Below are 25,885 nucleotides of genomic sequence, written 5' to 3' on the forward strand. Positions count from 1 at the left end.
AACGACACAAGCGTGGTCGCCCGTGCGCGAAATACCCTCGGTAGCTCAACCCTACTCTTCGGCCGGTCCGGGAGCCGGTGCCGTCATGCAGGCGTCGTCGTACGGCCGCCGTCACGCGGCGCGCGCGGCCGGTCCGGGCACGGGGACCGCGGCGGGCTCGTCGGGAAGGAGGGCGGCCGACCCGGTCAGCGCGAACACCCGCGCCACCGCGGGCGCCGGGTGGTGCAACCGCAGCACCCCGCCGGCCTCGGTGGTGCGCAGCGCGACGGCCAGGAAGGCGTTGATGCCGCTGCAGTCGCAGAAGCTGACGGCGGTGAGGTCGACGTCGATGGTGCGTATGCCGTCGAGCAGGCACCGTCCCAGGGTTTCGCGTATCAACGGTGCCGAGTCGAGGTCCACCTCGCCGGTGAGCGTGATCATCGCGCGGTTCTCCGTGTCGTGGCGGTGGGCGTGGAGCGCGTGCGGCAGGGACATGATGTGCCTCGGTTCACGGGACCGCCCCGGGCTGTCCGGGTGCGGTCGTACGTCGGCAGGCGGCGGAGGGGCGAAGTGCCGTTCCGGCGGCTCGTGGGCGACGGACGTCGGGTCGGCGGGGAAGCGCGGGTTCCTCGAAAGGGTGTGGCGCCGGCGGACCGGAGGACCGGTGCGCGTCGACGGGCATCCGTACGCGGAACACGTACGGGAGGGCGTTTGCCGCCGGGGTCCAGGACGTCGTAGAAGCAGCATAGCCCGTGTGGCGCAAGCCGGCGTGGTGGCGTCCGGCGGGCGTGGGCGGCGTATGGCGTGCGGCGGGCGTTGGCGGTGTGCGGCGGGCCCGGCGCACGGCCCGTGCCGTCAGTCCAACGTCGCCAGGTGGTCGGCCGTCCCGCCGCGCCACTCGATGAGCAGGATCGTCGCGTCGTCGGTGGTGACTCCGCCGCGGGCCTGCTTGAGCGTGTGCGAGAGGTCCTGCACCATCGGCCGGACCCGGTGGTGCCGCAGGCTCACCTCGGAGATCACCGAGGTGAGCTGGTCGAGGCCGAACTCCTTCCCGCCCGAGCGGTGTTCCTCGACGAGACCGTCGGTGAAGCACAGCACGCGGTCGCCCTTGCGCAGCGTCTGCTCGCTGACCACGGGTTCCTGGCCGCCGAAGCCCACCGGGAGCGTGGTGGTGCCGTGCAACTGCCGGATGTCGTCGTGGCCGCGGATCAGCAGCGGCCACGGATGGCCGGCGTTGACCCACCGCAGCCGACCGGTCCTGACGTCGAGCTGCATCATCTGGGCCGTGACGAACTGCTCGGGCCCGAACTGCGCGGCGATCACCTCGTCCATGTAGGCGTAGATCCCGGACAGGCCGACGCCGCTCCTGCGAGAGTGGCGGTAGGCGCCGATCGCGGCGGTGGCCATCACGGCGGCGCTCAGTCCGTGCCCCATCGCGTCGATCATGGCGACGTGCAGGACGTCCTCGTTGAGGGCGTAGTCGAAGCTGTCGCCCGCGACGTCGTACGCGGGTTCGAGGATGCCCGCCAGTTCGACCTGGGGCACCGCCATGCGCAGCGGCGGCAGCAGGGACCACTGGATCTCGGCGGCCACGCTCATCGGGGCCCGGCGCCGGGTCAGGGTGAAGACGTCGGTGTAGCTGTCCTTGGTCACCACCATGTCGGCGACCAGGCCCGCCAGCCGGCGCAGCAGCCGGCGGTCGTCGTCGTCCACCGTGTCCAGGGTCACCGCCATGACGCCCACCTGGTCGCTGCCGTCCAGCAGCGGCAGGAACATCCTTGTTCCGCCGTCCTGTTCGACCTCGATCGTCTTCGCCTCCAGGAAGGACGTGCCCGCGTGCGACCCGGACACCGGCTGGGGCTCCTCGACGAGGAGCCGCCGGCCGCGCAGCGGCATGAGCATCAACTGCTCGTAGTCCTGGAGCAGGACCGACACGTCGCGTCCGCCGATCCGGGTGACCTCCTCCGCGACGAGCGGGGCGATCAGCTCGGGCGGCATCTCGTGCGCCCGGTCCAGCAGAACGCCCAGCAGGCGCTCCCCGAACCCCTCGGAGCGATCGACCGTCATACCGCGGGGCTGCCGCCGGTGTTCTTCCACACCCCTGCATAGCATGGGAAAAGGCGCCAACACGGCGAAGCGCACCGATTCATGGCGATACGGGCGTAGGGGGTGCGTCCCAAGGCGGGCGGGCGAAGGTCAGCGCAGTGTCTCCGCGGTGCCGGTCTCGGCGTCGACGGCCACCCGCAGCGGCAACGACCTCCGGTTCCAGGCATCGCTGGCCGGCGCGCGGAAGGTGAAGACGAGCGACGGCCGGGACCCGGTCGCGGTCCGTACGTCCTGCAGGGCGGGTCCGGTGACGGTCCACCCCGCGTTCTTCGAGCCGCCCTCGGTGAAGTGCGCAACGGCTGTACGGCGTGCCTCGTCGGTTTCCATGCTCGCCATGGTCGCACCTGCGGGCCCCGGCGGACGGCCCTGTACGTTGGGTCGCAGACGGTGGCGGGCGGAGCGACGGAGGCGGAATGGGGCAGGGGCGGGTACCGCAGGGGCCGGTGCGGGGGCGCGGTCGGGACCTGGGGGTGTCCGTACGCCCGCGCGTCGCGGCCGACCTCGAAGGCTGCGCCACGGTGCTCGCGGCGGTGCACCGGCAGGACGGCTACCCGGTGAACTGGCCCGCCGACCCCGGGGGTTGGCTGTCGCCGTCCACGCTGCTCGCCGCCTGGGTGGCCGAACTGGACGGCGCCGTCGCCGGCCACGCGGTGATCTCCCGCAGCGGCTCGGACGACCTCGCGCCGGCGCTGTGGGCGGCGGAGGCGGGCGCGGGCCCGGGGCAGACCGCCGTCGTCAACCGGCTCTTCGTGGCACCGGCCGCGCGTGGCCACCGGATCGGCGCGCGCCTGATGGCCGAGGCGACCCGGGCGGCCCACGACCTCGGCCTGCACCCGGTGCTCGACGTCGTGGCCACCGACACGGCTGCCGCCGCCCTCTACGAACGGCTCGGCTGGCGCCTGCTGGCCACCACCGAGCAGCGCTGGAGCCCCGAACAGATCGTGTCCGTACGGTCGTACGCGGCTCCCGCCGTGCCTCCGCCCGACTGACCGGGGCCACCCTGGCCGAAGCCGTCGCGCCGCGCGGCTACTTCAGGCCGGTGGTCGCGACCCCCTGCACGATCTGCCGCTGGAAGACCAGGAAGACGGCGATCAGCGGGAGGAATCCGAGCACGGAGGACGCCATCACCTCGGCGTACTGGATGTTGCTCGGGTTGACCAGCGACGCCAGACCGACCGGCACGGTCTGGGACTTGGTCTGGCTGAGCACCAGCAGCGGCCAGAGGAAGGCGTTCCAGGAGCTGATGAAGGTGAGGATGGCGACGGTGGCGACCGCCGGGCGGGAGATGGGCAGGCAGACGGACCGGTAGATCCGCCACCAGCTCGCCCCGTCCAGCCGGGCGGCCTCGATCAGCGGCGTCGGGATGCCCTGGAAGAAGGAGTGGAAGACGAAGACCGAGACCGGGGCGGCGACCGACGGGAGCACCAACGCCCAGTAGGTGCCCAGCAGATGGAGCGAGCGGTACTCGATGAACTGCGGCAGCACCAGCCCCTCGGTGGGCAGCATCAGCCCGGCGACCACCAGCGCCATCACCACGTTGCGCCCGGGGAACTTCAGCAGCGCCAGCGCGAAGCCGGCCATCGAGCAGAACGTCACGGTGAACAGCACCGCGAGCGTGGCGATCACCAGGCTGTTGAGGTACCAGTAGCCGAGCGGGTAGTTGTCCCACGCGTAGGAGTACGCGTGGAAGGACCAGCCGCCCGCGAACGGCGAGGTGGGCTTGGCGGTGATCGACCCGTCCGAGCGCAGCGAGGTGATCAGCGCCCACACCAGCGGCACCAGCCAGATCAGCGCGAACAGCGTCACGCACACCGCGCACAGCCGGTTGAAGAGCTTCGCTCCGTTGGAGCGGTCCGCGATCGCCGCCGGCGCCGGGGTGCGGCGCCGCCGCACGGGGGCAAGGGTGGTCATGAGGTCCTCCGTTCGGCCCGCGGTGCCGGCCGTTCGGCGGCCCGTTCGGCGACGGTCGTACGGCGGTGGCGCAGCCCGTACCAGACCGCCGAGATCGCGACGATGATGACGAAATAGACCATGGTGGCGGCGGCGCCGTAGCCGCCGCGGTACGACGTGAACCCGGTGTCGTAGATGTACTCGATGACCGGCCGGGTGGACTGGTTCGGGCCGCCGCCCAGCAGCAGGTAGATCTGGTCGAACACCTTGAGCGAGGCCAGGATCTGCAGGATGAGCACCAGGCTGGTGGTGCGGCCGAGCAGCGGCACGGTCAGGAAGCGGATCTGCTGCCACGGGCTCGCGCCGTCGATGGCGGCGGCCTCGTACACCTCGGGCGGCACGTCCTGGATGGCCGCGGTGTAGAGGACGAAGTTGAAGCCGAAGGTCCACCACAGGGTCATCAGCACCACGGCGGTCCAGCCGCCCGAGGTGGAGCCGATGAAGTCCGGCGAGGTCAGCCCGACCGCGCTGAAGAGCTTGGGGACCAGCCCCACCTGCGGGGTGTACATCCACAGGAAGACCAGCACGACCACCGACGACGGCACGACGTAGGGCGCGAAGAACGCCAGCCGGTAGAAGACGGTGCCGCGCCTGATCCGGGAGGCGAGGACGGCGAAGGCGAGGGCGAGCACCACCAGCAGCGGCGTGGTCAGCAAGGTGAACAGCACCGAGTGCCACATCGCCGACCAGAAGAGCGAATCCTCCAGCACGGCACGGTAGTTGGCCAGGCCCACCCAGCCGCCCAGGCCGCTCTTGACGGTCGTGGTGTTGAAGAAGCTCACCACGACGCCGACCAGCAGCGGGCCGATCATGAACAGCAGGTAGATGATCAGGAAGGGGGAGCTGAGCAGCAGCCCGGCCCGCCGGTCGGAACGCGGCGCGCGCTCCCGGTCCGTGCGCAGCGTGACGCGGCTGGTGGGCCGCTCGGCGGGCCGCTCAGAGGCGATGGTCGTCATGGTGGCGGCCTCCTATCCGATGGTGACCGGCGGTCGGGCGGTGGTGTAGCGCTTCAGGTCCGAACGCAGCCGGGAGACACCCGACTTGGGGCTGAGCCGCCCCGCGATGACCTCGATGACGGTCGATCCCACCGTGGTCTGGAAGTCCGAGCCGGCGCCGGTGTACCAGGCGACCGGGTCGTACACCGCGTTGAACGCGGCCTGCACGTAGTTGCGTTGCGGGGTCTGGTCGAGAAAGGCCTTGCTGCGCTGGGTGGACAGCCAGGCCGGCACATGGCCGCCGTGCGCCCAGGTCGCGCTGTTGTTGAGCAGGCTCTTGATGAACAGCGCCGCGTGCGCGGTGCGCGCCGAGGACCGCTTGCCGCTGCGTGGGATCACCAGCGAGTGCGAGTCGGCGTAGGCGACCGGCTTGGGGCCGAGCAGCGCGGGGAAGGGCACCACGTTGAAGTGGAAGTCCTTGACCCCGCGGTAGGTGGGGATCTGCCACTCGCCGTCGAAGAGGAAGCCCGCCTTGCCGGTGGAGAACAGGGCGTTCACCCCGGAGCCGGTCAGGCTCCTGGGCATCAGGCCGCCCGCGGTCAGGCTCTGCATGAACGCGAACGTCGACCGCGCCGCGTCGTCGTCCACGTCGACCTTGGTGCCCGCGTCCGTGACGACCGGCCCGGCGATGCCGGAGTAGATCATGCTGAAGTAGCGCCAGCAGGTGGACGGGTCGGCGGTGGTCGACATCACCGCGCCGTACTGCGCGCCGGCGTCCTTCATCGCCCGGAGCGCGTCGGTGAACGCGGCCCCGTCCTTCATCGGCTTCAGGCCGTCGCCGGCCGCGTCGAGCAGCCCGGCCTTGCGCGCCAGGTCGGTGTTGTAGAAGAGCACGAACGGGTGGGTGTCCAGCGGCACCGCGTAGACGGTGCCGTCCACGGTGGCCTTCTTCCACGCGGCGGGCGTGAACTTGTCCGCGGTGATGCCGAGTTCGCCGACGCCCGCGTCCTGCACCGGTTCCAGCAGCCCGGCCGCGGCCAGCAGCGGCAGCCGGGACAGGTGCGCGATGCCGACGTCGGGCGGGGTGCCGCTCGCCGTCGCCAGCGCCAGCTTCGTGTAGTACGGGTTCCCCCACCCCAGGATGGTCGCCTCGACCGACAGCCCCGGGTGGGCCTTGCGGAACGCGTTCTCCATCAGCACCATGTTGGCGCCGTCACCACCGGTGAACAGGTTCCAGAAGATGACGTCCGCGGTGTCCGGCTGCGTGCCGGCCAGACCCGTGGCCAACGGGGAAGAGCACGCCGCGAGTCCTCCGGACAGGGCCAGCCCTCCACCGAGCGCCAGGAACCGGCGGCGCCCCAACGCTCCGCTCATGGGCGTATTCACCTCGTTAATTCGATGTGAACTCGATGCCGGAGACCTTGGCATAGGATTTGCAACGTTGCAATAGCCCTGCGGCAAGTCCCTTCGAGGGCGAGGCGGGACATACCCGGAGGTCGGTGACGTAGGGCAGGCCCGCGCCGCCGCGCGCCCGGTCCGGGACGGGCGCGGGAACGGTGGACCGGTGCACACCGGGCCGGCGCGGAGGCCGGGTACGGGCGCGCGCGGGGGCGGGGCTGGCGCCGCCGGCGCGGGGTGCCGCTCCGGGTCCGGGGCCGCGCCACTTCGCTTCCGGCGCGCGCTACTTCGCGGTCGGCGGGCGCCGCGAGGACTCGCGGACCACGAGCCGGAACGGGGTCGCCTCCGAGGCGCCCGCCCAGTGCTGGGCGCCCTCCGAAGTTCCCTCCGAGGTGTCCTCCCGTGCGCCCTCCCGACCGCCGGATTCCCCGCCGTCCGCCGCGTCGTCGCAGGTCACGCCGGTGGTGTGGGGGCCGGTGCCGGTGCCGGTGCCGCCCGGCCGGCTGGCGCCTCGGGTCTGCGCGTCCAGCAGGCTGAGCGCGCGTTCGGCGATCACGTCCAGGTCGGGCGCGATCGAGGTGAGCGGGGGGTGCGTGTACGCGCACTCGGGGATGTCGTCCACGCCCACCACCGCGACCTCGTCCGGCACCCGCACCCCCGAGGCGTCGAGCGCGCGCAACGCGCCCACCGCGAGCGCGTCGTTGAAGGCGAAGATCGCGTCGGGCAGCGGCCCGCTGCCCTCCAGCAGCCGCCGGACGGTCGCGTAGCCCTGCGCCCTGGTCCAGTCCGCGACCGGCTCGACCAGCCAGTTCACCCGCCGCACGCCGGCCGCGGAGAGCGCCTGCTGGTAGCCCTCGGCGCGCTGCCGGCCGTTCTCGCTGCCGTTCAGGCCGAGCGCGACGATCCGCCGGCAGCCCTGCGCGAGCAGGTGCTCCACGGCGGTGCGGGCGGCCGCCACGTTGTCGATGCCGACCCGCGGCAGGTGGTCGCCGACATTGTGCTCACCCAGCATGACCAGCGGAAAGTCCGGCCCGGTGGGCGGGACGTCGGCGGCCGGCACGGTGAGCGCGCTGAACAGCACGCCGTCGGCGACGTTGGTCAGGCCGCCCGCCAGGATGCGCCGCTCGACCTCGCGGTCGCCCCCGGTCGACTCCACGAGCACGGTGATCCCGCGCCGGGCCGCGGCCTGGATGACGGCCTGCGCGAGCGCGGCGAAGTACGGCTCCACCACGAACGGCACGGCCAGCGCGACGAACCCGGTGCGGCCCGAACGCAGGCCGCGCGCGAGGTAGTCCATCTTGTAGCCCAGCTCGTCCAGCGAGCGCTGCACCCGGGCCCGGGTCGCCTCGCTGACGTGCGTGTATCCGCTGACCACGTTGGACACGGTCCGCACCGACACACCGGCGTGCTCGGCGACGTCGCGCATCCTCACTCTGGCCACCGGGCGTTCCCCTCTGGTCGGAACGGGTCGGGTCCGCTCGGGATGCTGCCTCTTGCATCGATGCAAATTATCGCCCAAGCTGGACGCCGACCTTGATCACACGAATCTTACGACCCCAGGTCGTGACGACGCCCGTTGCCGGGCAGGCAGAAGGAGGAGCCGTGAGGGCGAGCGAGCAGGACGGGTCGTATCCGCGGCCGATGCTCTGCCGGGAGCAGTGGAGCAGTCTGGACGGCGAGTGGGACTTCGGGTACGACGACGCGGCGGTCGGCGAGCGCGAGTCCTGGTTCGCGGCCGGCGATCCGGCCGAGGGCGGTCCGGCGGCGGGCGGTTCGGGCGCCGGCGCCGACCCGTTCGACCGGCGGATCACCGTGCCGTTCCCGCCGGAGGCGCCGGCCTCCGGTGTCGGTGAGACCGGACGGCACCCGGTCGTCTGGTACCGGCGCCGCGTCCCGCACGCGGTCCTCGTGCCGGACGGCCCGGCCGAAGGCGCCGCGGACCGGCGGGCGTTGATCCACTTCGGCGCCGTGGACCACCGCGCGCGGGTGTGGCTCGACGGGCGGCTGGTGGCCGAACACGTCGGCGGGCAGGCGCCGTTCACCGCCGACGTGACCGACGCGCTGCGGCCCGGCGCCGCCGAGCACGTCCTGGTGGTCCGGGCCGAGGACGACCCGGTCGAGCTCGCGCAGCCGCGCGGCAAGCAGGACTGGCAGGAGCGGCCGCACGCGGTCTGGTACGAGCGGACCACCGGCATCTGGCAGAGCGTGTGGACCGAGTCGGTGCCCGCGCGGCACATCGTCGAGCTGGCGTGGACCACCGACCCCGCGCGCGGCGTGACCGCCGAGGTCACGCTCGCCCGCCCGCCGGCCGCCCCGCTCGCCGTGGACGTGGTGATCCGCCGCGGCGACCAGGTGCTCGCCGAGACCTCGGCCGTGCTCCGGGGCCGCCGGGCCCGGATCGACGTGGAGATTCCCGCGCTGCGCAACGGCATCGACCGGGAGCAACTGGTGTGGCGCCCGGAGCACCCGGTGCTGCTGGACGCCCGGGTCACCGTGCGCGATCCGGGCGAGGCCGGGACCGGAGCCGGAGCCGGGGCGGGCACCTCGGCCGGGGCCGTCGTGGACCGGGTGGACAGCTACGTCGGGGTGCGCTCCGTCGGCGTCGGGCGCGGCGCCTTCCTCCTCAACGGCCACCCCTACTACGTGCGTTCGGTGCTCAACCAGGGCTACCGCCCGCGCACCCTGCTGGCCAACGCCGGCACCGGGGAGCTGCGCCGCGAGGTCGAGCTGACCAAGGCGATGGGCTTCAACGCCACCCGTATCCACCAGAAGGCGGAGGACCCGCGGTTCCTGTTCTGGGCCGACCGGCTCGGCCTGCTGGTGTGGGGCGAGACCGCCGCGACGTACGACTTCTGCGGCGAGGCCGTCGAGACGCTGACCCGGGAGTGGCTGGACCTGGTCCACCGCGACCGCAGCCACCCGAGCGTGGTCACCTGGGTCCCGATCAACGAGAGCTGGGGCATCACCGACCTGGCCCGCGATCCCGCGCAGCGCCACTTCTCGGTCGCGCTCGCCAACCTCACCCGCGCCCTCGACCCGACCCGGCCGGTCGTCTCCAACGAGGGCTGGGAGCACGCCGACAGCGACATCCTCGGCGTGCACGACTACACCGCGGACCCGGCCCAGCTGACCGCGCGCTACGGCGACGCCGCCGCCTTCGACGCGGTGCTGGCCGGCCCGGGCCCGTCCGGCCGTGCCCTCTCGCTCACCGCGGCGCAGGCCGAACGGTTCGCCGCGGGCGACGCCCCGCTGATGGTCACCGAGTTCGGCGGGCTGTCGCTGCGCGCCGACGAGGGCGACTTCGCGTACACGTACACCAGCTCCGACACCCAGTACGCGGCGCTGCTGCGGGAGATGTTCGGCGCGCTTCTGCGCAGCCCGCTCGTCGCGGGCTTCTGCTACACGCAGTTCATGGACACCGCCCAGGAGACCAACGGGCTGCTCTTCGACGACGGCACCCCGAAGCTGCCGCTGGAGTCCATCAGCGAGATCGTCACCGGGACGAAGGGGGGCGGCTCCGCGCCGGGCGACTCCGAGTGACGGCCGGCGTCGCCCCGGCCCCGGTCGTGCCGGGGCCGGGGCGACGCCATGCCCGCGGGGGTCGGGTCCGCCTGGGGCGCGTCCGCGTGAGGTTCCGCGCGCGGCGGCTCCGCCGGGGTCAGGCCCGCGGGGGCAGCGTGTAGAAGGGGACTTCCTGGTACGCGGCGAGGTTCGGGTCGTCCGCGGAGACCCGGCTCGGGGCGGCCGGGCAGAGCAGCCGTACGCCCTGGGCGCGTTCCTGCCGGGCGACCCACCGGGCCTGGCTCAGCATGCCCGCGCCGACACCGCTGAGCACGAGCCCCGCGGGGATGCCGGTGGTGTACGCGATGAGCAGCCCGACGCCGATCGACACGATCACCGTGGAGGTCATCGGGCGGGTGACGCGTTCGAAGGTCTCCTCCGGCGCGGTCACCACGGACTCGTCGGGCGCCGGTACCGCCGCCTCCAGCCGGGTCCGGTACCAGGCGCGCCGCGGCCCGGCGGACCACGCGCAGGGTATGGCGAACAGCAGCGCCCCGATCACGGCCACCACCGCGCCGCTCAGCCCCTTGGTGTGCCCGAGCAGCACGGGCAGCGCCCCGGCCGCACCGGTCAGCACCGCGAGCGAGCCCAGGGCCCGGGCCGATCCGACGACGCCGACCAGGTCAGGTTTGCTGCTCACGCGTACTCTCCTCCGTCCGACTGTTCGATTCCCCGAAGGATCGTAACCGGACAGCGCCGCCGGACGCGGAGAGCCGAGCGTGCGGGGCTCGGCGACAAGGCCGGCGGGAGCGGGTGTCGGAGCTGCCGGGGGCGGGCGTCGGAGCCGAGGGCGAGCGGGTGTCGGAGCTGGTGGGGGTGGTCGTCAGGGCCGGCGGGAGCGGGCGAAGGCGGTCACGAAGCGGCGTTGCCACGGCGTCTCGACGGCCCGGCGGGAGTAGTGCGCGCGGACGTAGCCGACGGCTTCGTCGCCGGGGACGCCGTCGAGCGCCGCGAGGCAGGCCAGCGCGGTGCCGGTGCGCCCGAACCCGCCCCCGCAGGCGATCTCCACGCGTTCGTCCTCCGCCCGCCGCCACAGCTCGGCCAGTGCCTGGGCGAACGCCGTACGGTCCGACGGCAGCCGGAAGTCCGGCCAGTGCACCCACCGCGCCTCCCACTCCACCGGCGGCGGCCGGCGCCCGAGCAGATGGACGGCGAAGTCCGGCGGCGGCCCCTCGGGCAGCGCGTTGCGCAGCCCCCGCCCGCGCACCAGCCGTCCGGACGGCAGCCTCAGCACGCCGGCGGCGGCCGGCTCCCACGTACCGCTCATGCGCCGAGGGTAGCCGCCGCGGCCCCGGCCCAGGACGGTCTCCGAACAGTTCGGTGACCGATGTATGCTCGGCCGTATGACGACGCGTGCGGGGACCCGGCCGGCGGACGGGCGTGCGCGCTGGCCGGCGCTGCTGCTGCACGAGCGGGCCCGGCCGGACGCGGTGCGCGGCCGCCCGTACGCATGGCGGCTGGCCGTCGCGACCGTCTGCTTCGGCGCGTTCATGGGGCAGCTCGACGCGAGCATCGTGACGCTCACCTACGGCGGGCTGCGGCAGCGGTTCGACGCCTCGCCGGCCGCCGTGGAGTGGGTGTCCCTGGCCTATCTGCTGGTGCTGATCGCCCTGCTGGTACCGGCCGGACGGCTGTCGGACGCGCACGGGCGCAAGCTGCTCTACCTCTACGGGTTCGCCGTGTTCACGGCGGCCTCGGCGGTGTGCGGGCTGGCCCCCTCGCTGCTGATGCTGGTGGTGTTCCGCGGTGTGCAGGCGGTGGGTGCCGCGCTGATGCAGGCCAACAGCGTGGCGCTGGTGACCACGAGCGCGCCGCGCGAGCGGATGCGGGCCGCGCTGGGCGTGCAGGCGGCGGCCCAGGCGCTGGGCCTGGCGCTGGGGCCCACGGTCGGCGGCGTGCTGGTCTCGACGCTGGGCTGGCGCTGGGTGTTCGGGGTGAACGTCCCGATCGGCGTGCTCGCGCTGGTCGCCGGGCACTACCTGCTGCCGCGGACCAGGGAGCGGCGCAGCAGCGGCGGTTTCGACTGGCCCGGGCTCGCGCTGCTCGCCGCCGCGACGGGCGGCGGCCTGCTGGGGGTGTCGGCGGCCTCGGGCCTGCCGGTGCCGGGTTGGGCGGTCGTGGCGCTGTTCGCGGTGGCGGCCGCGGCGGCCTGGGGATTCGTGGTGCGGCAGGGCCGGGCGCGTACCCCGCTGCTCGACCTCGCGCTGGTCCGCGGCCGTACGGTCTCCCTCGGGCTGGTCGGCGCGCTCAGCGGGTATCTGGTGCTCTTCGGGCCCCTGGTGCTGGTGCCCGTCGTGCTCACCGGGTCCGGCTCGTCCGAGCTGATCACCGGGCTGGTGCTCACCGCGCTCCCGGCCGGGTTCGCGGCAGCCGCGACCGGCGGCGACCGGGTCCTGCCGCGCGGGCTGTCCGACCGCGGCCGGTGCGTGCTGGGCGCGGGCGTGCTGACCGCCGCGACGGCCGCGCTGCTGGTGGTGCCGCTGACCGCGGGCCTGCTGGCCGTGGTGCTCGCCGTCGTCGGCCTGGGCCTGGGCACCTTCACCCCGGCGAACAACGCGATGATCATGGCGGCCATCCCGCGCCGGTCCTCCGGCACCGGTGGCGGCCTGGTCAACATGGCACGCGGGCTGGGCACCGCACTCGGCGTCGCCCTGGTCACCCTCGCGCTGCACCTCGGCGAGCGGTACGGCCCCGCGGGCGGCTCCCTCGCCGGCGGTACGGGCGCGGCGCGCTGGGCGGCGGCGGTCCTGGTGGTGGCCGCGGCGGTGGCGGTGGCCGCCGCGTGGTTCGGTCCGCGGGCGCCGGGCCGGCGCCCGGACGGAAACGGGGACGGGGGCGGGACTGGGGCCGGGGATACGGACGGGGCGCCCGGCGGTTCCGCTTGCGCGGGGACGGCACCGGGCGAGGACGCGCCGCAGAGCTGAGGAGCGGCGGGCGGCGGCTCTGGTCAGGGCGTGCCGGTGCGGCGCGCCGGGCCGTTCCCGGGTGTGCCGATGGCGTGCTTCCTTCCGGGCACGGTGATCCGAACCACCGGCCCGCGCCGTAGGCTTGGGCCATGTCGTCGCAGCCGACCCCCGAACTCGCCGCGTCCGGTGACGCCTCGGACGCCCGCCGGCTCACCGAGGCCGTGACGCGGCTGCGCCGCGCCCTGCGGGCGTCGATCCGCACCGACTACCCGTGGGAGACCCTGCCGATGGCGCAGGTCGAACTCCTCCAGGTGCTGGCCGAGCGCTCCCCGGCCCGGGTCAGCGAACTGGCCACCCGGCAGCGGCTGGCGAACAGCACGGTCAGCGGCCTGGTCGGCCAGATGATCACGTCCGGCCTGGTCACCCGGGACGTCGACCCCGGCGAGCGGCGCGCCGCCGCCGTCGCGCTCACCGATGCCGGCCGCGAGCAGCTCGCCGCGTGGACCCGGGCCCACGAGCGGCGGCTCGACAGCGCGCTCGGCGCCCTCGACGACGCCGACCGCGCCGCCGTCCGCGCCGCGCTCCCCGCCCTGTTCCGCCTGGTCGACCACCTCAACGACGACCCGTCCTGACGGACGGCCCTCGCTCCGAACGCCCAGGTCAGCTCCGTAGGACGATCTGCCAGACGATGGCCAGCCGGGGCGCCTCCAGCACCACCCAGTGGAACGCCATCCCGGGCAGCAACTCCGCGCGCCGCCCCACCCCGTCGGGGGTGCCCGCGCCCTGGGCGGACGCGTCCGCCAGCCGGTCCAGCGCCTCGTGGATCTCGCGCTGCCGCTCGGCGTCGTAGGTGCTCAGCTCCATCGAGACCTCGGCCGTGGTCGTCACCCTCAAGCCGCTCACGCGTCCACCTCTTCGTCCTGGTTCCGGGTTCCGCTTCGGCCGCGGCGGCCGGGCGGGCTGCTGCGGGACCGTCTGCCCTTGATCGCCCGCCGCAGCCGTACGTCTCCGCGCGTCCTCGTGCGACACGTCCCTCCCGGCGATCCCTTCCCCGATCCCGCGCACCCCTCGCGCGCACCCCTCCCGCCCCGCTTGCCGTTCCGGCAACGAGGCTTGGCGTTACGGCAGAGGGCGACCCATGCTCGGCGGTGCACCGGAACCGGTGGTCGCGACAGGGAGAGGAGCCGTCCGGATGGGCGAGGTGGCATCGGCGGAGGAGTACTGGGACGAGCGGTACGGCGGCACGGAACGGATCTGGAGCGGCCGGCCCAACGTGGCGCTGGTCCGCGAGGTGACCGGACTGGCGCCGGGTACGGCGCTCGACCTGGGGTGCGGGGAGGGCGGGGACGCGATCTGGCTGGCCGGGCAGGGCTGGCAGGTGGTCGGGACGGACGTCTCCCGGCGGGCGCTGGAGCGCGCGGCCGGCCACGCCGAGCAGGCCGGGGTGGCCGACCGGGTGGAGTGGCGCCGGCACGACCTGGCGGTGGACTTCCCGGCCGGCCGCTTCGACCTGGTGTCCGCGCACTTCCTGCACTCACCGGTCGAGATGCCGCGCGAGGCGATCCTCCGGTCGGCGGCGGCCGCGGTGGCCCCCGGCGGGGTGCTGCTGGTCGTCGGCCACGCGGGCTGGCCGGCGGGGGAGGAACCCCCGGACCTCGACGTGCACTTCCCCACCCCGCGGGAGGTCCACGCGAGCCTGGAGCTGCCGCCCGGCGGGTGGGAACTGCTGGTCGCCACCGAGTACGAGCGCGAGTTCACCGACCCCGAGGGCCGTACCCGGATGCGGCGCGACAACACGCTGAAGCTCCGCCGCGCGCCCGCGCTCCCGTCCTCCTGAGGCCGGCCGGCCGGCGATCCGCGGGGTCGACGAGCCCGCCCCCCGGCGACCCCGCGGCGGTCAGGACGACCGGTGCGGCGACAGCCGGTACAGGGCAGCGGCCCCGCCGTCGAGGGTGAGGGTCAGGTCCGCAGGGCGGCTCGCCCGCGGATAGGTCGCGGTGGACGGGTCGAAGCGGGAGACCGCCTCCACCGTCGACGCGTTCAGGCCGATCCGTACGGTGGCCGACGTGTCCGGGTCGCGGTTGACGACGAGCAGGTGGCGGGTGCCGTCGTCGCCGGCGCCCTTGAAGACGCCGAGGATCGCCGGGTCGCCGGTGGCGCTCGTGAGGTGCGCGCCGGGCGCGAACGGCGTGGTGCCGGTCGGCGCCGGGGCGTCGTTGAGGTGCTGCACGGACTCCGAGACCAGCGGCTTGAGTTGGCGGCCGACGGGCTGGAGCCAGCCCGCGTTGAGCTTGGTGGCGGCGTCGTAGAGGGGGGTGCGCTCGCCGTCGGTGGTGATCAGGGCCTGGGTGTAGCCCTCGCCGCGGGCCGGGTCGGGGGTCCAGTAGGTGAAGTACTGGATGCCCTTGCAGCCGTACGCCAGGCTCACGTTCACCTGCCAGGACATCTGCGCGGCCGTCGGCGTGGCATGACCGTTGAAGCCGGCGGACTGGATGTACGTCCAGGCCGGGACGCCCGCCGCCAGCGCGGCCTTGCGGATGATCGCCCAGGTCTCGAAGTAGTCCGTGTCCAGGCCCTCGGTGAGGAACGGGTAGCGGTCGAAGGAGATCAGCGCGGGCTTGACCGTGTCGAGGTAGCTCTGCACGAAGCGGGTGTAGTGCGCGCCGTTGCCGCGGTTGATGTTGGCGTACGGCAGCAGGCCGGGGGTGGCCGTGCGGACGATGCCGGTCAGCGCGCCGACGGTGGGGAAGCGGTCGGTGCCGGGCTCGTCGTAGAGGCTGAGTCCGGCGAACGACGGGTGGCGCGCGTAGCTGCCGGTGGCCGACCGTATCCACTCGGTGGCGTCGGCGGTGGTGATCGAGGTCGGCACGCTGCGGTCGTCCGTGACGGTCATGTGCTGCGCGACCACGCTCACCCGCGGGTCCCCGGCGACCAGCACCTTCAGGCCCACCTGGTCGGCCATGCCCAGCGCCTGGTTCGCGCTGGCCTCGTCGAGCTGGTAGTTGCCGGTGATCAGGAAGGTGAAGCCCGCGTCGGTGATCTCCCGGTAGCGGGCGGGGGTGGTCTGGTACGGGTGCGGCGGCCAGTACAGGCCGATCGGGAAGTCCGGCCCGCCGGTGAGCGGCAGGTCGGCGGCGGGCGCGGACGCCGCGGCGCTGTCCGACGTGTTGGTCGCCGCGACCACCCGTCCCACCGTGGCGGCGCCGGCGGCGAGCACCCCGGCCCCCATGCCGGCCGCCTGAAGCAGCGCCCGGCGGTTCAGGCCGCGCGACGCGCCGGGCCCCGAGGGCGCCGGAATTCTCCGTTCCGACACGGTCGCTCCCTCCGGGGCCCTCGTCGGGGGCCCGTTTCGTACCTTCTGGCCTCCAGGCAAAGTACGACAGGAGGGGCACGTCTCCCTATAGCCGGTCGAAATTCCCCGCCTCCCCGCGGTGAAGACCGGGTGCCGCCCGGGGCGCGCAAATCCCGCGCCCCGCCTGCCGATCCGGCCCCCGATCGCCGCCGGACGCCCGAGGCCCGCGTGAGCGATCCCACACCACCGCGGGCCCGCCCCACCGCGGCGGCTCCGGCGGGGCGCCGCGTGGGCGCAGAGAGAGGGGTCGGGCGCTGTCGGTGAAGGGGGTCCGGTGGTTCAGGGGAATGATGCCCAGGGCGTCAGTCGTCGATGCCCGAGCGCTCGACACCCGCCACGATGTGCCGCTGGAGCAGCAGGAAGACCAGCAGCAGCGGCAGGATCGACACCGCCGACGCGGCGAACAGCTCGTGGATGTCGACCACTTGGGCGGTGGTCAGGGTGGACAGCGCGACGTCCCCGCACCGTCCGCCGCGCGGGGGCGGTGGCGGCGACGGCCCTGGCGCCGGGTGCGGGCCTAGGTTGTGAGCATGACGACTCCCGGCGCCGGAGCGCGCCCCGTCCGGCCCTGGTACGCCCTGGCCGCCGTGGTGTTCGCGGTGGGCATGGCGGGGACCACCCTGCCGACGCCGCTGTACGGGCTCTACCGTCAGCAACTCGGGTTCTCCGAGTTCATGGTGACCGTGGTCTTCGCCGTCTACGCCTGCGGGGTGATCACCGCGCTGCTGATCGCCGGCGACTTCTCCGACCTGCTGGGCCGCCGTCCGGTGCTGCTGGCCGGGCTCGGCTTCTCCGCGCTGAGCGCGGTGTGCTTCGTGTCCGAGGGCGGGCTGCCGCTGCTGTTCGTCGGGCGGCTGCTGTCGGGCTTCTCGGCCGGCCTGTTCAGCGGCGCCGGCACCGCCGCGGTCACCGAACTGGCCGCGCCCGCCCAGCGCGGGCGGGCCGCGCTCGCCGCGACGGCCGCCAACATGGGCGGGCTGGGCTGCGGGCCGATGCTCGCCGGGGTGCTGGCGCAGTACGCGCCCTACCCGTTGCGGCTGCCGTATCTGGTCCACCTGGGCCTGCTCGCCGTCTGCTGCGCGATCGTCTGGCGGCTGCCGGAGACGGTGCGCCGCCGCGATCCGCGGCCCCGGCTGCGCCCGCAGGGCATGGCGGTGCCGGCCCAGGTGCGGGGTGTCTTCGCGCCCGCCGCGCTCGCCGCCTTCGCCGGGTTCTCCGTGCTGGGCCTGTTCACCGCGGTCGCCCCGTCGTTCGTCGCCGAGTACCTGGGCGTGCACAACCTCGCGGTCTCCGGGGCGGTGGTGCTGTCGGTCTTCCTCGCCTCGATGGTCGGGCAGTCGCTGATGGGCCGGTTCGGCGCCGCGCGCTCCCTGCCGCTCGGCTGCCTGGTGCTGATGGCGGGTCTGGTCCTGATCGGCTGCTCGCTGCTGGCGGAGTCGCTGGGCCTGCTCGTCGCGGGCGCGGTGGTCAGCGGTGTCGGCCAGGGCCTGGCGTTCCGGGGCGCGGTGGCCACGGTGAGCCGGGTCGCGCCCGCGGAGCAGCGCGGCGCGACGATCTCGGCGCTGTTCGTCGCCGCCTACGTCGGGATCGCGCTGCCGGTGGTGGGCATCGGCGCGGTGGCGGTGGGGGTGGGACTGCGCAGCGCCGGCCTGATCTTCGTGGCGTGCGTGATCGCGATGTCGGGCGCCGTGGCGGCGTATCTGCTGCGCAGGCCGCTGCCGTCGCAGTGACGGCGTGCGGCCGGTGGGCCGGACGGTGCGCGTACGGGCGGGGGTGGGTGTGCGGACGGTGGCGGTCCCGGACGGCGGTGGTCCCGGACGGCGGCTGACGCGCGGACGGGCCCGGCCCCCGGGCGGGGGACGGGCCCGTTCGTTGCCGCGCGGCCGTCAGTTGGCGTGCTTCGGGCCGAAGAACTCGATCTCGGCGATGGCCACCTGCTTCTTCTTGTCGATCCCGTAGGAGGAGACCACGGTGAACCGGACCGAGGTCACCTTCGTGGCGCGGAAGGAGACGGTCTGGCCGCCGCTGCCCTGGTCGAGGGTGATGTGGCGGACGATGGTGCGGCCGTCGGCGGTGGTGACGGTGACGTCGAGCTGGTGCGGCTCCGCGGACTTCTGCAGGTCGGCCGGCTGGGTCGACTCACCCGGGGTGATGACGAGGTCCAGCAGGTGCACCGGCTGGATGAACTTCGCCTCCAGCCACTCCCCGGCCCCGGACTCCGAGATGCCCGGCCCCCACCAGGTGTTGTTGTACTCGTCGAACGCCAGCTTCGGCCCGTGGCCCTGGTAGGAGTGCGACGCCGACACGGAGTCGGGGACGACCGATGCCCGCTTGGCGAAGTGGTCCTGCGTCGCCCGCACCCCGTCGCCGATGTGCATCGCGCCCACCACCACCAGCGCGGCGGCACCCGCGCCGACCAGCCAGGTCACCACCCGGCCCAGGTTGCGGCCCAGCCGCGGCCGGTCCCCGGCCCACGGGGTCTCCCGCCGGCGGAAGAAGTCCAGCAGCCGCCGCCACCACGGGCGGCGGACCAGGTCGTCCTGCGGCCGCCCCGACATCGGCATCGCGCAGCGCCGGCAGAAGTGCCGTTCCACGCGGTTGCCGGTCTGGCACCAGGGGCAGCCCGCCGGGCCGTCGTCGTCGGGCAGTTCGCCGGGCGTACGGACCAGGGGCCGCGACGCGACCGGACGGCCGGGCATGACCGCGCCCACCGACGGGGACGCCGTCGGCCGCTGCTGCGGGTCGGCGACCGGGATGAGCAGGGCGCGGGCCCGCTCCTCGGCGGAGGGGGACTGCGGCGGTTGCTGGGGCTGCGGCGGCTGCCCCGGCTGCGGTGGTTGCTGCGCCTGCGGGTACTGCGGGTACTGCGGGTACTGCGGGTCGGTGGCGGGCGGCTGCTCCAGGGTGTCTTCCATGGGGTCCGTGCGGGCACCCGGGTCACCTGGGCCTGGACCTGGGCCGGCCGCACCCGCACCTGCGTCCGGGGCCGGTCCGCCGGCCGCGGCCTGCCACTCGGCGACCGGGGGCTGCCCTTGCCGTGGCACCTCGCCCCACGACTCCTGGCCGCCACCGGTCCCGCCGATCGGCGCCGCGGACTTGGCGCCCGGGTCCTCGATCACGTCCTGTCCCGCGCCGCCGCCGAAGCCGCGGCCGCCGGCCCCCTCGCCCGCGCGCGGCGGCATCGGCCCCGAGCCCTCGGCTCCCGTACGGCCCGCGCCCGCACCCGCGCCGGACCCCGGCGGGGTGTACGGCGAGCCGCCGCCGGAGGGCGGCGGCGGGGAGCCGCCGGCACCCGCCGCGCCCGCGCCCTCGCTCGCCGGCGGAGGCAGAGGTCCCGCGCCCGCGGCCGCCGCGCTCAGCGGCGCCTCGGACGGGCGCCGCGCGGAGCCGGCGGCCGGCGGCTCCGCCCAGCCGAGCACTGCCCCGCACCCGTCGCAGAACGACTGGTCGGGACCCGCCTGCGTGCCGCACTCCGCGCAGGTCCGTGCCCGCGGCCGGGGCGGCTCGGCGTCATAGCTTCGTCCGGTCACCTTCGGAGGTCCTTTCAACCGCGGTCACCTGGACCGTGTAGGGCATGTGAGCGGGGCGGGCTGCCGCGACGAGGCGGTCCAGCCGCACCTGGTCGGAGGGGTCCGGGTCGGGCAGCCGTATGGAGATGTGCAGGTGCGGGCGGCGCTCGCCGGGCACCGGGCCGAGGGGCCTGGCGTTCCAGGCCACGGCGCCGCTCTCGCTGATCTCGGGCTCCACGCCGAAGGCGAGCCGTACCACCTCGGCCAGGCCGCGCCGGGTGCCGCGGATGCGGTGCAGGTGCGCGGCGGCGGCGACGGCCCGGCGCAGCGCGGTGATGTCCTCGACGCCGTCGGTCTCCGCACCCACCCAGTCGCCGAGCCAGCGGGTGAAGTCCGCGGGCGCCAGCGACGGCGCGAAGTACGAGTCCAGGCAGTCCAGCACGTTGTGGATCGGGGCGAGCACGTCGTCGAGCCCGGCGACGAAGCGCTGCGCGAGGTCGTCCTCGGCGAAGACGGCGGGCAGCATCGCCCCCAGCGGCGAGGACGAGCCGAGCCCGTCGATCGAGCCGCGCCCGCCGGGCGCAACCTGCCCCAGGTCCGTCGCCGCGGTCACTCCTGGCCCCCGATCACGCGCACCCGGTGGTCGAAGGAGAAGACCAGGGACGGCGGTTCGAGGTCGATCCGCTCGGTCGGGTCGCCGCGCTTGCCGGTGAGCGGGTCGGCCGGATGCAGCAGCACCTGGTCGACGAGTTCCACGCCCGGCACCCGCTGCAGCACCGCGAAGACCTCGCCGGCCTGCACCGGGCGGCCGAAGGCCCAACCGGTGCCGCGGGCCCCGCCGGTGAGCGGGTCCAGGTGGCGGTAGAGGGCGTCGTGCGCGCGCTGCCTGACCAGCTCGGTGTCGGTGCCGCGGAAGGCGTGCAGCGTGGCCACCACGGTCACGCCCTGGTAGTACGGCGGGCCGACCGCGAGCCGGGTGCCGATCAGCCGCCGGTCGTCGAGGTAGTCGGTGATCCGCTCCAGCAGGGCGTCGTCCGGGACGAGTTGCTCGAACCGCAGCCGCCCGCCGGGGTCGGTGACCGCCTGCGGGACGACCAGCACCCGCACCGCGTGGGCGCCGTGCTCGTCCGGGTCGGCGGCCAGGCAGGTGATGCGGGCGGTCTCGGGCGCGGCGCGGCGGGCCAGTTCCTCGTAGTCCCGCAAGGTCACCGCGCGGTCCTGGGCGCGCAGGGTGATCGGGGCGCGGGCCTTGGCCTCCTCGACGGTCTCGCCGTCCACCCCGCCCTTGGCGGCCTCGCGGTTGACCACCTCGGCGACGTACGGGACGGAGTTGCGCAGCACCTGGATGGCGCCGCGCGCGACGTTCCCGGCCCGGCCGCCGCCGGTGCGGTAGCGGCGGACCCGGATCGCGGCACCCATCGGCGGCACCGCGCCGTACTGCCGCAGGCTGCCGTCGGGTTCGCGGACGGCGGGGCCGAAGGCGATCTCCCCGGTGGCCGCGTCGAGCGTGACGTGCCGGTCGTACGGGCCGGACGCGGCGAAGTGCCCGACGGCCTCCCAGTCGGTCCAGCCGTTGTCCCCCGCGACCTGCAGCAGCAGCGCGGGCACGTCGCCGACCACGGGGGAGTGCGCCAGCCGCAGCCGCTGGCCGGGCAGCCCGGTGGACTCGCCCAGCACCTCGTCGCGGACCGTCTCGGCGTGCACGACGCCGGTGGTGCCGCCGATGGTGAACGCCTCGACCGACCGGACGGTGGGCGAGGTGGTGTAGAAGGGCTGGCCGGCCAGCGGCTCGGTGACCCGGCAGCGCAGCCAACCCGCCTCGCGCCGCCCGGTCCTGGACAGCGTGTGGCCGCCGGGGACGTGCAGCACCACCTCGCCGGGCCGGTTGAGGCCGCCGGTGCCGTCCCGGTCGACCTCGCAGGCAGTCCAGCCGTCCGCGGTCCACGCCTCCCAGACCAGCGGCGGCTGCCGCGGGTCCACGCCGACACCGTCGACCCGGCTGTCCAGGGTCAGCGCGACCGCGCAGTGCGGGACGGCGGAGCTCAGGCCCAGCAGCATGCAGTCACCGGGGCGCGGCGACTCGCTGAAGCACATCAGGTCGCCGCCCTCGGCGAGGTCCGAGGTGCGGTCCACCGCGGCCTTCTCGCCGTGCTGCACCACCAGGTACTCCAACTCGCACGGCACCACGGTGAGTTCGGTCTCGGTGGCGAAGACCACCGCTTCCTCGCTCTCGGTGCGGGCGGTGGCGACCTCGGTGCCGGTGGGCAGCCGGACCGGCTCGCCCACCGGCGCGGACAGCCAGAACGTCACGTCGGTGCGGGCGGCCGTCGGCGGGAACAGGGTGATCCCGATCAGGTCGAGGAAGGCGAGGTGGTTCTTCTCCGGCACCCGGTTGAGCCGGTAGACCACCTGGTCGGCCATGTGGGCGACCGTCTCGACCAGGGTGATGCCGGGGTCGGAGACGTTGTGGTCGGTCCACTCGGGGGCGCGCTGCTGGATGTAGCGCTTGGCGTCGTCCACGAACTGCTGGAAGCGGCGGTCGTCGAGGTTGGGAGAGGGCAGGGCCATCAGCGGTCGCTTTCGGGGGCCGGCCGGGAGTCCGCGGACGACCCGCCAGGGAAGTCGGCGGAACCGGGGAAGCCGGCGGAACTGGACGAATCGGGCAGGTCGGGGTAGTCGTGCGAGGGGATGGTGTAGAACGGGAAGACCAGGCTGCGCGGGTTGTTGGTGCCCCGCACCGAGTAGCGCACGTCGATGTAGAGCACGCCCTGGCCGTCCCCCGCGGTGACCTCGACGTCCTCCACCTCGATCCGCGGCTCCCAGCGGTCCAGACTGGCATACACCTCGTGCTGGATTCGACCGGCGGTCGCCTCGTTGATGGGCGCGAAGACCATGTCGTGGATGGCGCAGCCGAACTCGGGCCGCATCGGCCGCTCGCCCGGCGCGGTGGCGAGCACCAGCCGCATCGCCTCCTCGACCTCCTGCTGCCCGCTGACCATGGCGATGCCGCCGCCCGGGCCGATCCGCAGCGGGAACGCCCAGCCGGTACCGACGAATTGCTCTGCCATCACACCACCGGCATCCCGTTGGCGGTGACCACACCCAGCAGCATGACACTGGTGCCGTCCACCGTGACGTCCAGCGGCGAGCTGAGCATGAGCGCGCCCTCGCCGGACACTGTCGTGACGCCCACCGCGTTCAGCTCCAGCGCGGCCAGCGCGTTGATGGCGACCGCACCCAGCGAGCGGGCACTGATGGTGGACGCCTCGATGTTGAGCACCCCGCCGCTCTTGAGCGACAGGTTCCCGCCCGCCTTCAGCGACAGGCTCCCGCCCGCCTCTATCGACACCGACCGGGTGCCCTTGATGCTCACCGAGCCCTTGCTGTCCACGGTGATCTCGGTGCGGGTGCGGTCCAGGTTGACCACCAGCCGGTTGTCGCCGGAGCTCAGCCGCACCCCGCGCTTGCCGCCGGTCCGCTGGTCGAGCAGGTCCAGCCGGTTGCCGCTGCGGTCGGCCAGCGTGTGCCGCACGGCCTTGCCGGACGTCCCGTCGTACGGCGGGACGTCCACGGTGCCGGGCTTGTCCTTGCCGTTGTAGAGCCCGCCGATCACGAACGGGTGGTCCAGGGCGCCGCGGTCGAAGCTCACCAGCACCTCGTCGCCGACGTCCGGGCCGATCAGCCCGCCGCCGCTGGTCCCGCCGAACTGCACGGTCCTGGTCCAGTCGCTGACGTAGGTGTCGTCGAGCCACGGGAACCGCAGCTTGACCCGGCCCTGCTTGAGCGGGTCCTTGATGTCGGTGACCAGGGCGTTGGCGACCCCCGGCAGCCGCGCGGCGCCCGCGCCGCCGCCGGACCCGCCGGAGGCGAGCCCGTACAGCGAGCGCCACTGCCGGCCGCTGACGGTCAGCCAGGTCTCGTAGTGCCGGCCCTCGCCGAAGGTGTGGCGGGCGGCGGTCACCGTGTACTTGCCCTCGAAGGGCGTGCCGACGTCGGCGAGGGCGACCGGGACGCCGGGCCGCAGCTTCGGGTTCCCGTGGACGGTCACCTCCAGCTCGGCGAACGAGCCGGTGACGTCGGCGGCCAGCGAGTCGGCGGCGTTCTTCACCTCGCCCTGCTTGTCGTACGGGATGTCGGTCTCGACGAGCGTCGCGGTCCCGAACGCGGCGACCGCCGCGGCCGGGCTGGTGCCGATCTTGATGCCGGGGTTGTCCGCGGCCGTGGACCGTCCGACCAGGTCGCGCTTGGTCGTCACGTCCCAGCCGCGCGCCTCGACCCGGGCCACCTGGTCGGCGGAGGTCACCGCCGCCCGGCAGCGCAGGATGTCGACGCCGGCCTCCAGGACGTACGGGCTCTTGTCGCTCGGCGTGCTCACCGGGGGAGCGCCCGACGCCGGGTCGGGCTTGACGAACTGGAACTTCCCCTTGGAGCTCAGGGACATCACCATGTCGTTCTCGTCCGCGAGCCGGTTCAGGAAGTCCCAGTCGGTGACGTTGGCCTGGGTGATGAACTCGTAGAGCGTGCTGGTGGACTCGACCTGGCCGATCGGGACCTTGTCCTGGCCGGCCAGCTTGCGGGCGATGTCCGAGGCGGTCATGTTGCGGTAGGCGACCACCCGGCGCTGGCGCAGCATCCGGTGCCCGAGGTCGTAGCCGCGGATCACGCTGAACGTGCCGGTGCCGTCGTAGTCCGTCTCCAGGCCGGTGATCTCGCCGGTGAGCAGCGGGGACTGCGCGCCCTGGCCGTCGGAGACCGGCGCCAGCACCACGTCCGCGCCGATCTTGGCGCCCGCCTCGCCGAGCAGCTTGCGCTTCGGGTCGCGGAAGGTGAGCTGGAACGCGCCGGGCACCCCCACGCCGAAGTCCACCCAGCCGCCGACCAGCAGCGTGGCGTGGTACGGCAGCAGCGGCCGGCCGGCGATGGTGACGTGCAGGACGTTGGAGTAGCCGATCTTGGTCATCGCAGGCCGACCTCCTCGGCTGCCGGCAGGATGAGTTCGGTGCCCGGCACCAGCTGGGTCGGGTCGTCGATGTCGTTGCTCTCGGCGATCGCTCGCCAGACGGTGGCGTCGCCGTACTCCCGCCAGGCCAGGAACTGGAGCGAGTCGCCGGCCACCACCCGGTGCACCCGGCGGGCGGTGAGCGCGCCGGAGGTCGGGTTCTGGCCGAGGGTGTTGCTCGGGATCTCGTTCAGCTGGAGCCGGCAGGTGGCCCGGATCGGCACGCCGGTGGTGCCGAAGAGGGTGTACGACGCGTCCACCGAGCTGACGTACGCGGTGAACCGGGCGGTGGAGAACGACCCCCACTGGAAGACCACCCACGGCGTCGAGGGCTGCTTCGCCTCGATGCTCGCGGAGGTCACCTCGCAGCAGGAGAAGAGCGCCTCCACGTTCTTGCGCACGTCGTTGCTGTTCGGGTCGTCGGAGCGGTCCAGGAAGACCTCGACCGACAGCTCGCGCGGCTCGGGCCCCATGAACTCCGGTACCGCGCCGTCCCGCACGGCGGCGGTCGGCGTGGTCTTCCACTGCGCGCGCCGGCTGAGCGACAGCTCCGAGGGGTTGAAGTCGAAGTCGAAGGTCTTGATCAGCCCGCCGGGTGTGGTGCTGTAGCCGATCGGTGCCTGGTGGATGGCGAGCGAGGCCCGTACCAGGCTCTTGCCCGCGCCGCCGCTGCTGCTCGCCATCTACGCCGCCCCCGCGTCCGTGAAGCCGTGGTGCGCGATCTCCAGCACCTCGGTGGCCACCGACGGGCTCGACGGGTCGAGCGACGGGCCGCGCCAGCTCACCGGCAGCACGTCGATCAGCCCCCAGCGGGCGACGATCGAGCCGTCCGCGCGCAGGGCGGCGATCTGCGCGGTGGGCCGGGTCACACCGGTGGTGATGGACGTGATCCAGGCCGCCACCTTGGAGGTGTCCTTGGTGAGCGGCCGGGTGAGCGTGATGTTCGAGAACGTCACGCGGGAGGGCAGGTTCCACACGAAGCCGTTGTTGCCGCCCTCCTGGTGCTGGTGGATCTCGACGGAGGAGCTGAGCCCCTCGCAGCCGTTGAACGTGCCCAGGTTCTCGCCGTCGATGGTCAGGTTGAAGAAGATGGTGGAGCCGGGGTCAAGGTCGCTGGCCATCGATCACTGCCTTTCTGCGGACGAGTCGGGTGGGCCCGGGGGGCGGGCCGAAGTGGCGCGGGCGGGGCC

General features: G+C 73.9%; 24 protein-coding genes and 1 pseudogene. 6 read left to right on the forward strand and 19 right to left on the reverse strand.

Translation table 11 applies throughout. The annotated features are described in order from the left end of the window. Positions 1 to 111: 111 nt before the first annotated feature. The 3 genes from OG370_RS22375 to OG370_RS22385 all read right to left on the reverse strand — a co-directional run bounded on the left by OG370_RS22375 (position 112) and on the right by OG370_RS22385 (position 2,421). On the reverse strand, positions 112 to 474 hold the full coding sequence (locus OG370_RS22375; RefSeq protein WP_328467008.1) for an STAS domain-containing protein: 363 nt from the start codon (positions 472 to 474) through the stop codon (positions 112 to 114). 360 nt (positions 475 to 834) lie between these two features. Further along, positions 835 to 2,046 (reverse strand): PP2C family protein-serine/threonine phosphatase, encoded by a 1,212-nt coding sequence (locus OG370_RS22380; protein WP_328467010.1) that lies wholly within the window; start codon positions 2,044 to 2,046, stop codon positions 835 to 837. Between the two features lie 129 nt (positions 2,047 to 2,175). After that, entirely contained in the window at positions 2,176 to 2,421 is a 246-nt protein-coding gene (locus OG370_RS22385; protein ID WP_328467012.1) for a hypothetical protein, read from the reverse strand. Between the two features lie 134 nt (positions 2,422 to 2,555). Here OG370_RS22385 and OG370_RS22390 point away from each other — a divergent pair, with 134 nt between their 5' ends. Then, the gene (locus OG370_RS22390; RefSeq protein ID WP_328467014.1) at positions 2,556 to 3,074 is read left to right on the forward strand and encodes a GNAT family N-acetyltransferase; all 519 of its coding nucleotides are present in this window, start codon (positions 2,556 to 2,558) and stop codon (positions 3,072 to 3,074) included. A 37-nt stretch (positions 3,075 to 3,111) separates the two neighbouring features. On the opposite strand, the gene OG370_RS22395 is transcribed toward OG370_RS22390, so the two are convergent. The 4 genes from OG370_RS22395 to OG370_RS22410 all read right to left on the reverse strand — a co-directional run bounded on the left by OG370_RS22395 (position 3,112) and on the right by OG370_RS22410 (position 7,809). Beyond that, entirely contained in the window at positions 3,112 to 3,996 is an 885-nt protein-coding gene (locus OG370_RS22395) for a carbohydrate ABC transporter permease (protein ID WP_328467016.1), read from the reverse strand. Further along, positions 3,993 to 4,991 carry a carbohydrate ABC transporter permease gene (locus OG370_RS22400; RefSeq protein ID WP_328467018.1) on the reverse strand — a complete coding sequence of 333 codons (999 nt, stop codon included), beginning with the start codon at positions 4,989 to 4,991 and terminating at the stop codon, positions 3,993 to 3,995. Before OG370_RS22400 ends, OG370_RS22395 begins: the two co-directional genes overlap by 4 nt. A 12-nt stretch (positions 4,992 to 5,003) precedes the next feature. Beyond that, positions 5,004 to 6,344, reverse strand: coding sequence for an extracellular solute-binding protein (locus OG370_RS22405; RefSeq protein WP_328467020.1), 1,341 nt, complete (start codon positions 6,342 to 6,344; stop codon positions 5,004 to 5,006). A 307-nt stretch (positions 6,345 to 6,651) separates the two neighbouring features. Beyond that, on the reverse strand, positions 6,652 to 7,809 hold the full coding sequence (locus tag OG370_RS22410; protein ID WP_328467022.1) for a LacI family DNA-binding transcriptional regulator: 1,158 nt from the start codon (positions 7,807 to 7,809) through the stop codon (positions 6,652 to 6,654). A 161-nt stretch (positions 7,810 to 7,970) separates the two neighbouring features. Here OG370_RS22410 and OG370_RS22415 point away from each other — a divergent pair, with 161 nt between their 5' ends. Beyond that, positions 7,971 to 9,908, forward strand: coding sequence for a glycoside hydrolase family 2 protein (locus OG370_RS22415; protein ID WP_328467024.1), 1,938 nt, complete (start codon positions 7,971 to 7,973; stop codon positions 9,906 to 9,908). A 118-nt stretch (positions 9,909 to 10,026) separates the two neighbouring features. On the opposite strand, the gene OG370_RS22420 is transcribed toward OG370_RS22415, so the two are convergent. Together OG370_RS22420 and OG370_RS22425 are read right to left on the reverse strand one after the other, a co-directional pair. After that, the gene (locus OG370_RS22420; protein WP_328467026.1) at positions 10,027 to 10,569 is read right to left on the reverse strand and encodes a hypothetical protein; all 543 of its coding nucleotides are present in this window, start codon (positions 10,567 to 10,569) and stop codon (positions 10,027 to 10,029) included. A gap of 183 nt (positions 10,570 to 10,752) precedes the next feature. After that, positions 10,753 to 11,196: a protein-tyrosine phosphatase family protein gene (locus OG370_RS22425; RefSeq protein WP_328467028.1), complete on the reverse strand. Its 444-nt coding sequence runs from the start codon at positions 11,194 to 11,196 to the stop codon at positions 10,753 to 10,755. Between the two features lie 76 nt (positions 11,197 to 11,272). Between OG370_RS22425 and OG370_RS22430 the strand changes: the two genes are divergently transcribed. Together OG370_RS22430 and OG370_RS22435 are read left to right on the forward strand one after the other, a co-directional pair. Further along, positions 11,273 to 12,853: an MFS transporter gene (locus OG370_RS22430; RefSeq protein WP_328467030.1), complete on the forward strand. Its 1,581-nt coding sequence runs from the start codon at positions 11,273 to 11,275 to the stop codon at positions 12,851 to 12,853. Between the two features lie 131 nt (positions 12,854 to 12,984). Then, complete coding sequence (locus tag OG370_RS22435) at positions 12,985 to 13,467, forward strand: MarR family winged helix-turn-helix transcriptional regulator (RefSeq protein ID WP_328467032.1); 483 nt, start codon at positions 12,985 to 12,987, stop codon at positions 13,465 to 13,467. Positions 13,468 to 13,495: 28 nt separating this feature from the next. On the opposite strand, the gene OG370_RS22440 is transcribed toward OG370_RS22435, so the two are convergent. After that, a complete protein-coding gene (locus OG370_RS22440) occupies positions 13,496 to 13,738 on the reverse strand; it encodes a hypothetical protein (RefSeq protein ID WP_328467034.1) in 243 nt (80 codons plus the stop codon). A 289-nt stretch (positions 13,739 to 14,027) separates the two neighbouring features. On the opposite strand from OG370_RS22440, the gene OG370_RS22445 reads away from it, so the two are divergent. Next, positions 14,028 to 14,672 carry a class I SAM-dependent methyltransferase gene (locus OG370_RS22445; protein ID WP_328467036.1) on the forward strand — a complete coding sequence of 215 codons (645 nt, stop codon included), beginning with the start codon at positions 14,028 to 14,030 and terminating at the stop codon, positions 14,670 to 14,672. Positions 14,673 to 14,732: 60 nt separating this feature from the next. On the opposite strand, the gene OG370_RS22450 is transcribed toward OG370_RS22445, so the two are convergent. Together OG370_RS22450 and OG370_RS22455 are read right to left on the reverse strand one after the other, a co-directional pair. Next, entirely contained in the window at positions 14,733 to 16,148 is a 1,416-nt protein-coding gene (locus OG370_RS22450; RefSeq protein ID WP_328467038.1) for a hypothetical protein, read from the reverse strand. 341 nt (positions 16,149 to 16,489) lie between these two features. After that, a pseudogene (locus OG370_RS22455) lies at positions 16,490 to 16,642 on the reverse strand (carbohydrate ABC transporter permease); the annotation flags it as partial. Between the two features lie 75 nt (positions 16,643 to 16,717). On the opposite strand from OG370_RS22455, the gene OG370_RS22460 reads away from it, so the two are divergent. Beyond that, entirely contained in the window at positions 16,718 to 17,917 is a 1,200-nt protein-coding gene (locus OG370_RS22460; protein ID WP_328467040.1) for an MFS transporter, read from the forward strand. A 156-nt stretch (positions 17,918 to 18,073) separates the two neighbouring features. Here OG370_RS22460 and OG370_RS22465 read toward each other — a convergent pair whose 3' ends face one another. From OG370_RS22465 to OG370_RS22495, 7 genes are all read right to left on the reverse strand, one after another. Beyond that, positions 18,074 to 19,717: an NADase-type glycan-binding domain-containing protein gene (locus tag OG370_RS22465; RefSeq protein WP_328467042.1), complete on the reverse strand. Its 1,644-nt coding sequence runs from the start codon at positions 19,715 to 19,717 to the stop codon at positions 18,074 to 18,076. Next, positions 19,698 to 20,222, reverse strand: a complete 525-nt coding sequence (locus OG370_RS22470; protein ID WP_328474321.1) for a phage tail protein — start codon at positions 20,220 to 20,222, stop codon at positions 19,698 to 19,700. The genes OG370_RS22465 and OG370_RS22470 overlap by 20 nt, the downstream gene beginning before the upstream one ends. An 83-nt stretch (positions 20,223 to 20,305) precedes the next feature. Next, on the reverse strand, positions 20,306 to 22,264 hold the full coding sequence (locus tag OG370_RS22475) for a putative baseplate assembly protein (RefSeq protein WP_328467044.1): 1,959 nt from the start codon (positions 22,262 to 22,264) through the stop codon (positions 20,306 to 20,308). After that, positions 22,264 to 22,764, reverse strand: coding sequence for a GPW/gp25 family protein (locus OG370_RS22480; RefSeq protein WP_328467046.1), 501 nt, complete (start codon positions 22,762 to 22,764; stop codon positions 22,264 to 22,266). Before OG370_RS22480 ends, OG370_RS22475 begins: the two co-directional genes overlap by 1 nt. Next, positions 22,764 to 24,656 carry a VgrG-related protein gene (locus OG370_RS22485; RefSeq protein ID WP_328467048.1) on the reverse strand — a complete coding sequence of 631 codons (1,893 nt, stop codon included), beginning with the start codon at positions 24,654 to 24,656 and terminating at the stop codon, positions 22,764 to 22,766. Before OG370_RS22485 ends, OG370_RS22480 begins: the two co-directional genes overlap by 1 nt. Beyond that, on the reverse strand, positions 24,653 to 25,378 hold the full coding sequence (locus tag OG370_RS22490; RefSeq protein ID WP_328467050.1) for a CIS tube protein: 726 nt from the start codon (positions 25,376 to 25,378) through the stop codon (positions 24,653 to 24,655). Before OG370_RS22490 ends, OG370_RS22485 begins: the two co-directional genes overlap by 4 nt. Next, a complete protein-coding gene (locus OG370_RS22495; protein ID WP_328467052.1) occupies positions 25,379 to 25,816 on the reverse strand; it encodes a phage tail protein in 438 nt (145 codons plus the stop codon). Positions 25,817 to 25,885 lie beyond the last annotated feature (69 nt).

Origin of the sequence: Streptomyces sp. NBC_00448, from assembly GCF_036014115.1 — a bacterium.
GTDB lineage: Bacteria > Actinomycetota > Actinomycetes > Streptomycetales > Streptomycetaceae > Actinacidiphila.

What these genes read in the sequence shown, in the direction of transcription:
- OG370_RS22375 (WP_328467008.1), bottom strand. Translation starts at nt 474, where the DNA reads ATGTCCCTGCCGCACGCGCTCCACGCCCACCGCCACGACACGGAGAAC.
- OG370_RS22380 (WP_328467010.1), bottom strand. Translation starts at nt 2,046, where the DNA reads ATGACGGTCGATCGCTCCGAGGGGTTCGGGGAGCGCCTGCTGGGCGTT.
- OG370_RS22385 (WP_328467012.1), bottom strand. Translation starts at nt 2,421, where the DNA reads ATGGCGAGCATGGAAACCGACGAGGCACGCCGTACAGCCGTTGCGCAC.
- OG370_RS22395 (WP_328467016.1), bottom strand. Translation starts at nt 3,996, where the DNA reads ATGACCACCCTTGCCCCCGTGCGGCGGCGCCGCACCCCGGCGCCGGCG.
- OG370_RS22400 (WP_328467018.1), bottom strand. Translation starts at nt 4,991, where the DNA reads ATGACGACCATCGCCTCTGAGCGGCCCGCCGAGCGGCCCACCAGCCGC.
- OG370_RS22405 (WP_328467020.1), bottom strand. Translation starts at nt 6,344, where the DNA reads ATGAGCGGAGCGTTGGGGCGCCGCCGGTTCCTGGCGCTCGGTGGAGGG.
- OG370_RS22425 (WP_328467028.1), bottom strand. Translation starts at nt 11,196, where the DNA reads ATGAGCGGTACGTGGGAGCCGGCCGCCGCCGGCGTGCTGAGGCTGCCG.
- OG370_RS22430 (WP_328467030.1), top strand. Translation starts at nt 11,273, where the DNA reads ATGACGACGCGTGCGGGGACCCGGCCGGCGGACGGGCGTGCGCGCTGG.
- OG370_RS22435 (WP_328467032.1), top strand. Translation starts at nt 12,985, where the DNA reads ATGTCGTCGCAGCCGACCCCCGAACTCGCCGCGTCCGGTGACGCCTCG.
- OG370_RS22445 (WP_328467036.1), top strand. Translation starts at nt 14,028, where the DNA reads ATGGGCGAGGTGGCATCGGCGGAGGAGTACTGGGACGAGCGGTACGGC.
- OG370_RS22460 (WP_328467040.1), top strand. Translation starts at nt 16,718, where the DNA reads ATGACGACTCCCGGCGCCGGAGCGCGCCCCGTCCGGCCCTGGTACGCC.
- OG370_RS22470 (WP_328474321.1), bottom strand. Translation starts at nt 20,222, where the DNA reads ATGCTGCCCGCCGTCTTCGCCGAGGACGACCTCGCGCAGCGCTTCGTC.
- OG370_RS22475 (WP_328467044.1), bottom strand. Translation starts at nt 22,264, where the DNA reads ATGGCCCTGCCCTCTCCCAACCTCGACGACCGCCGCTTCCAGCAGTTC.
- OG370_RS22480 (WP_328467046.1), bottom strand. Translation starts at nt 22,764, where the DNA reads ATGGCAGAGCAATTCGTCGGTACCGGCTGGGCGTTCCCGCTGCGGATC.
- OG370_RS22485 (WP_328467048.1), bottom strand. Translation starts at nt 24,656, where the DNA reads ATGACCAAGATCGGCTACTCCAACGTCCTGCACGTCACCATCGCCGGC.
- OG370_RS22490 (WP_328467050.1), bottom strand. Translation starts at nt 25,378, where the DNA reads ATGGCGAGCAGCAGCGGCGGCGCGGGCAAGAGCCTGGTACGGGCCTCG.
- OG370_RS22495 (WP_328467052.1), bottom strand. Translation starts at nt 25,816, where the DNA reads ATGGCCAGCGACCTTGACCCCGGCTCCACCATCTTCTTCAACCTGACC.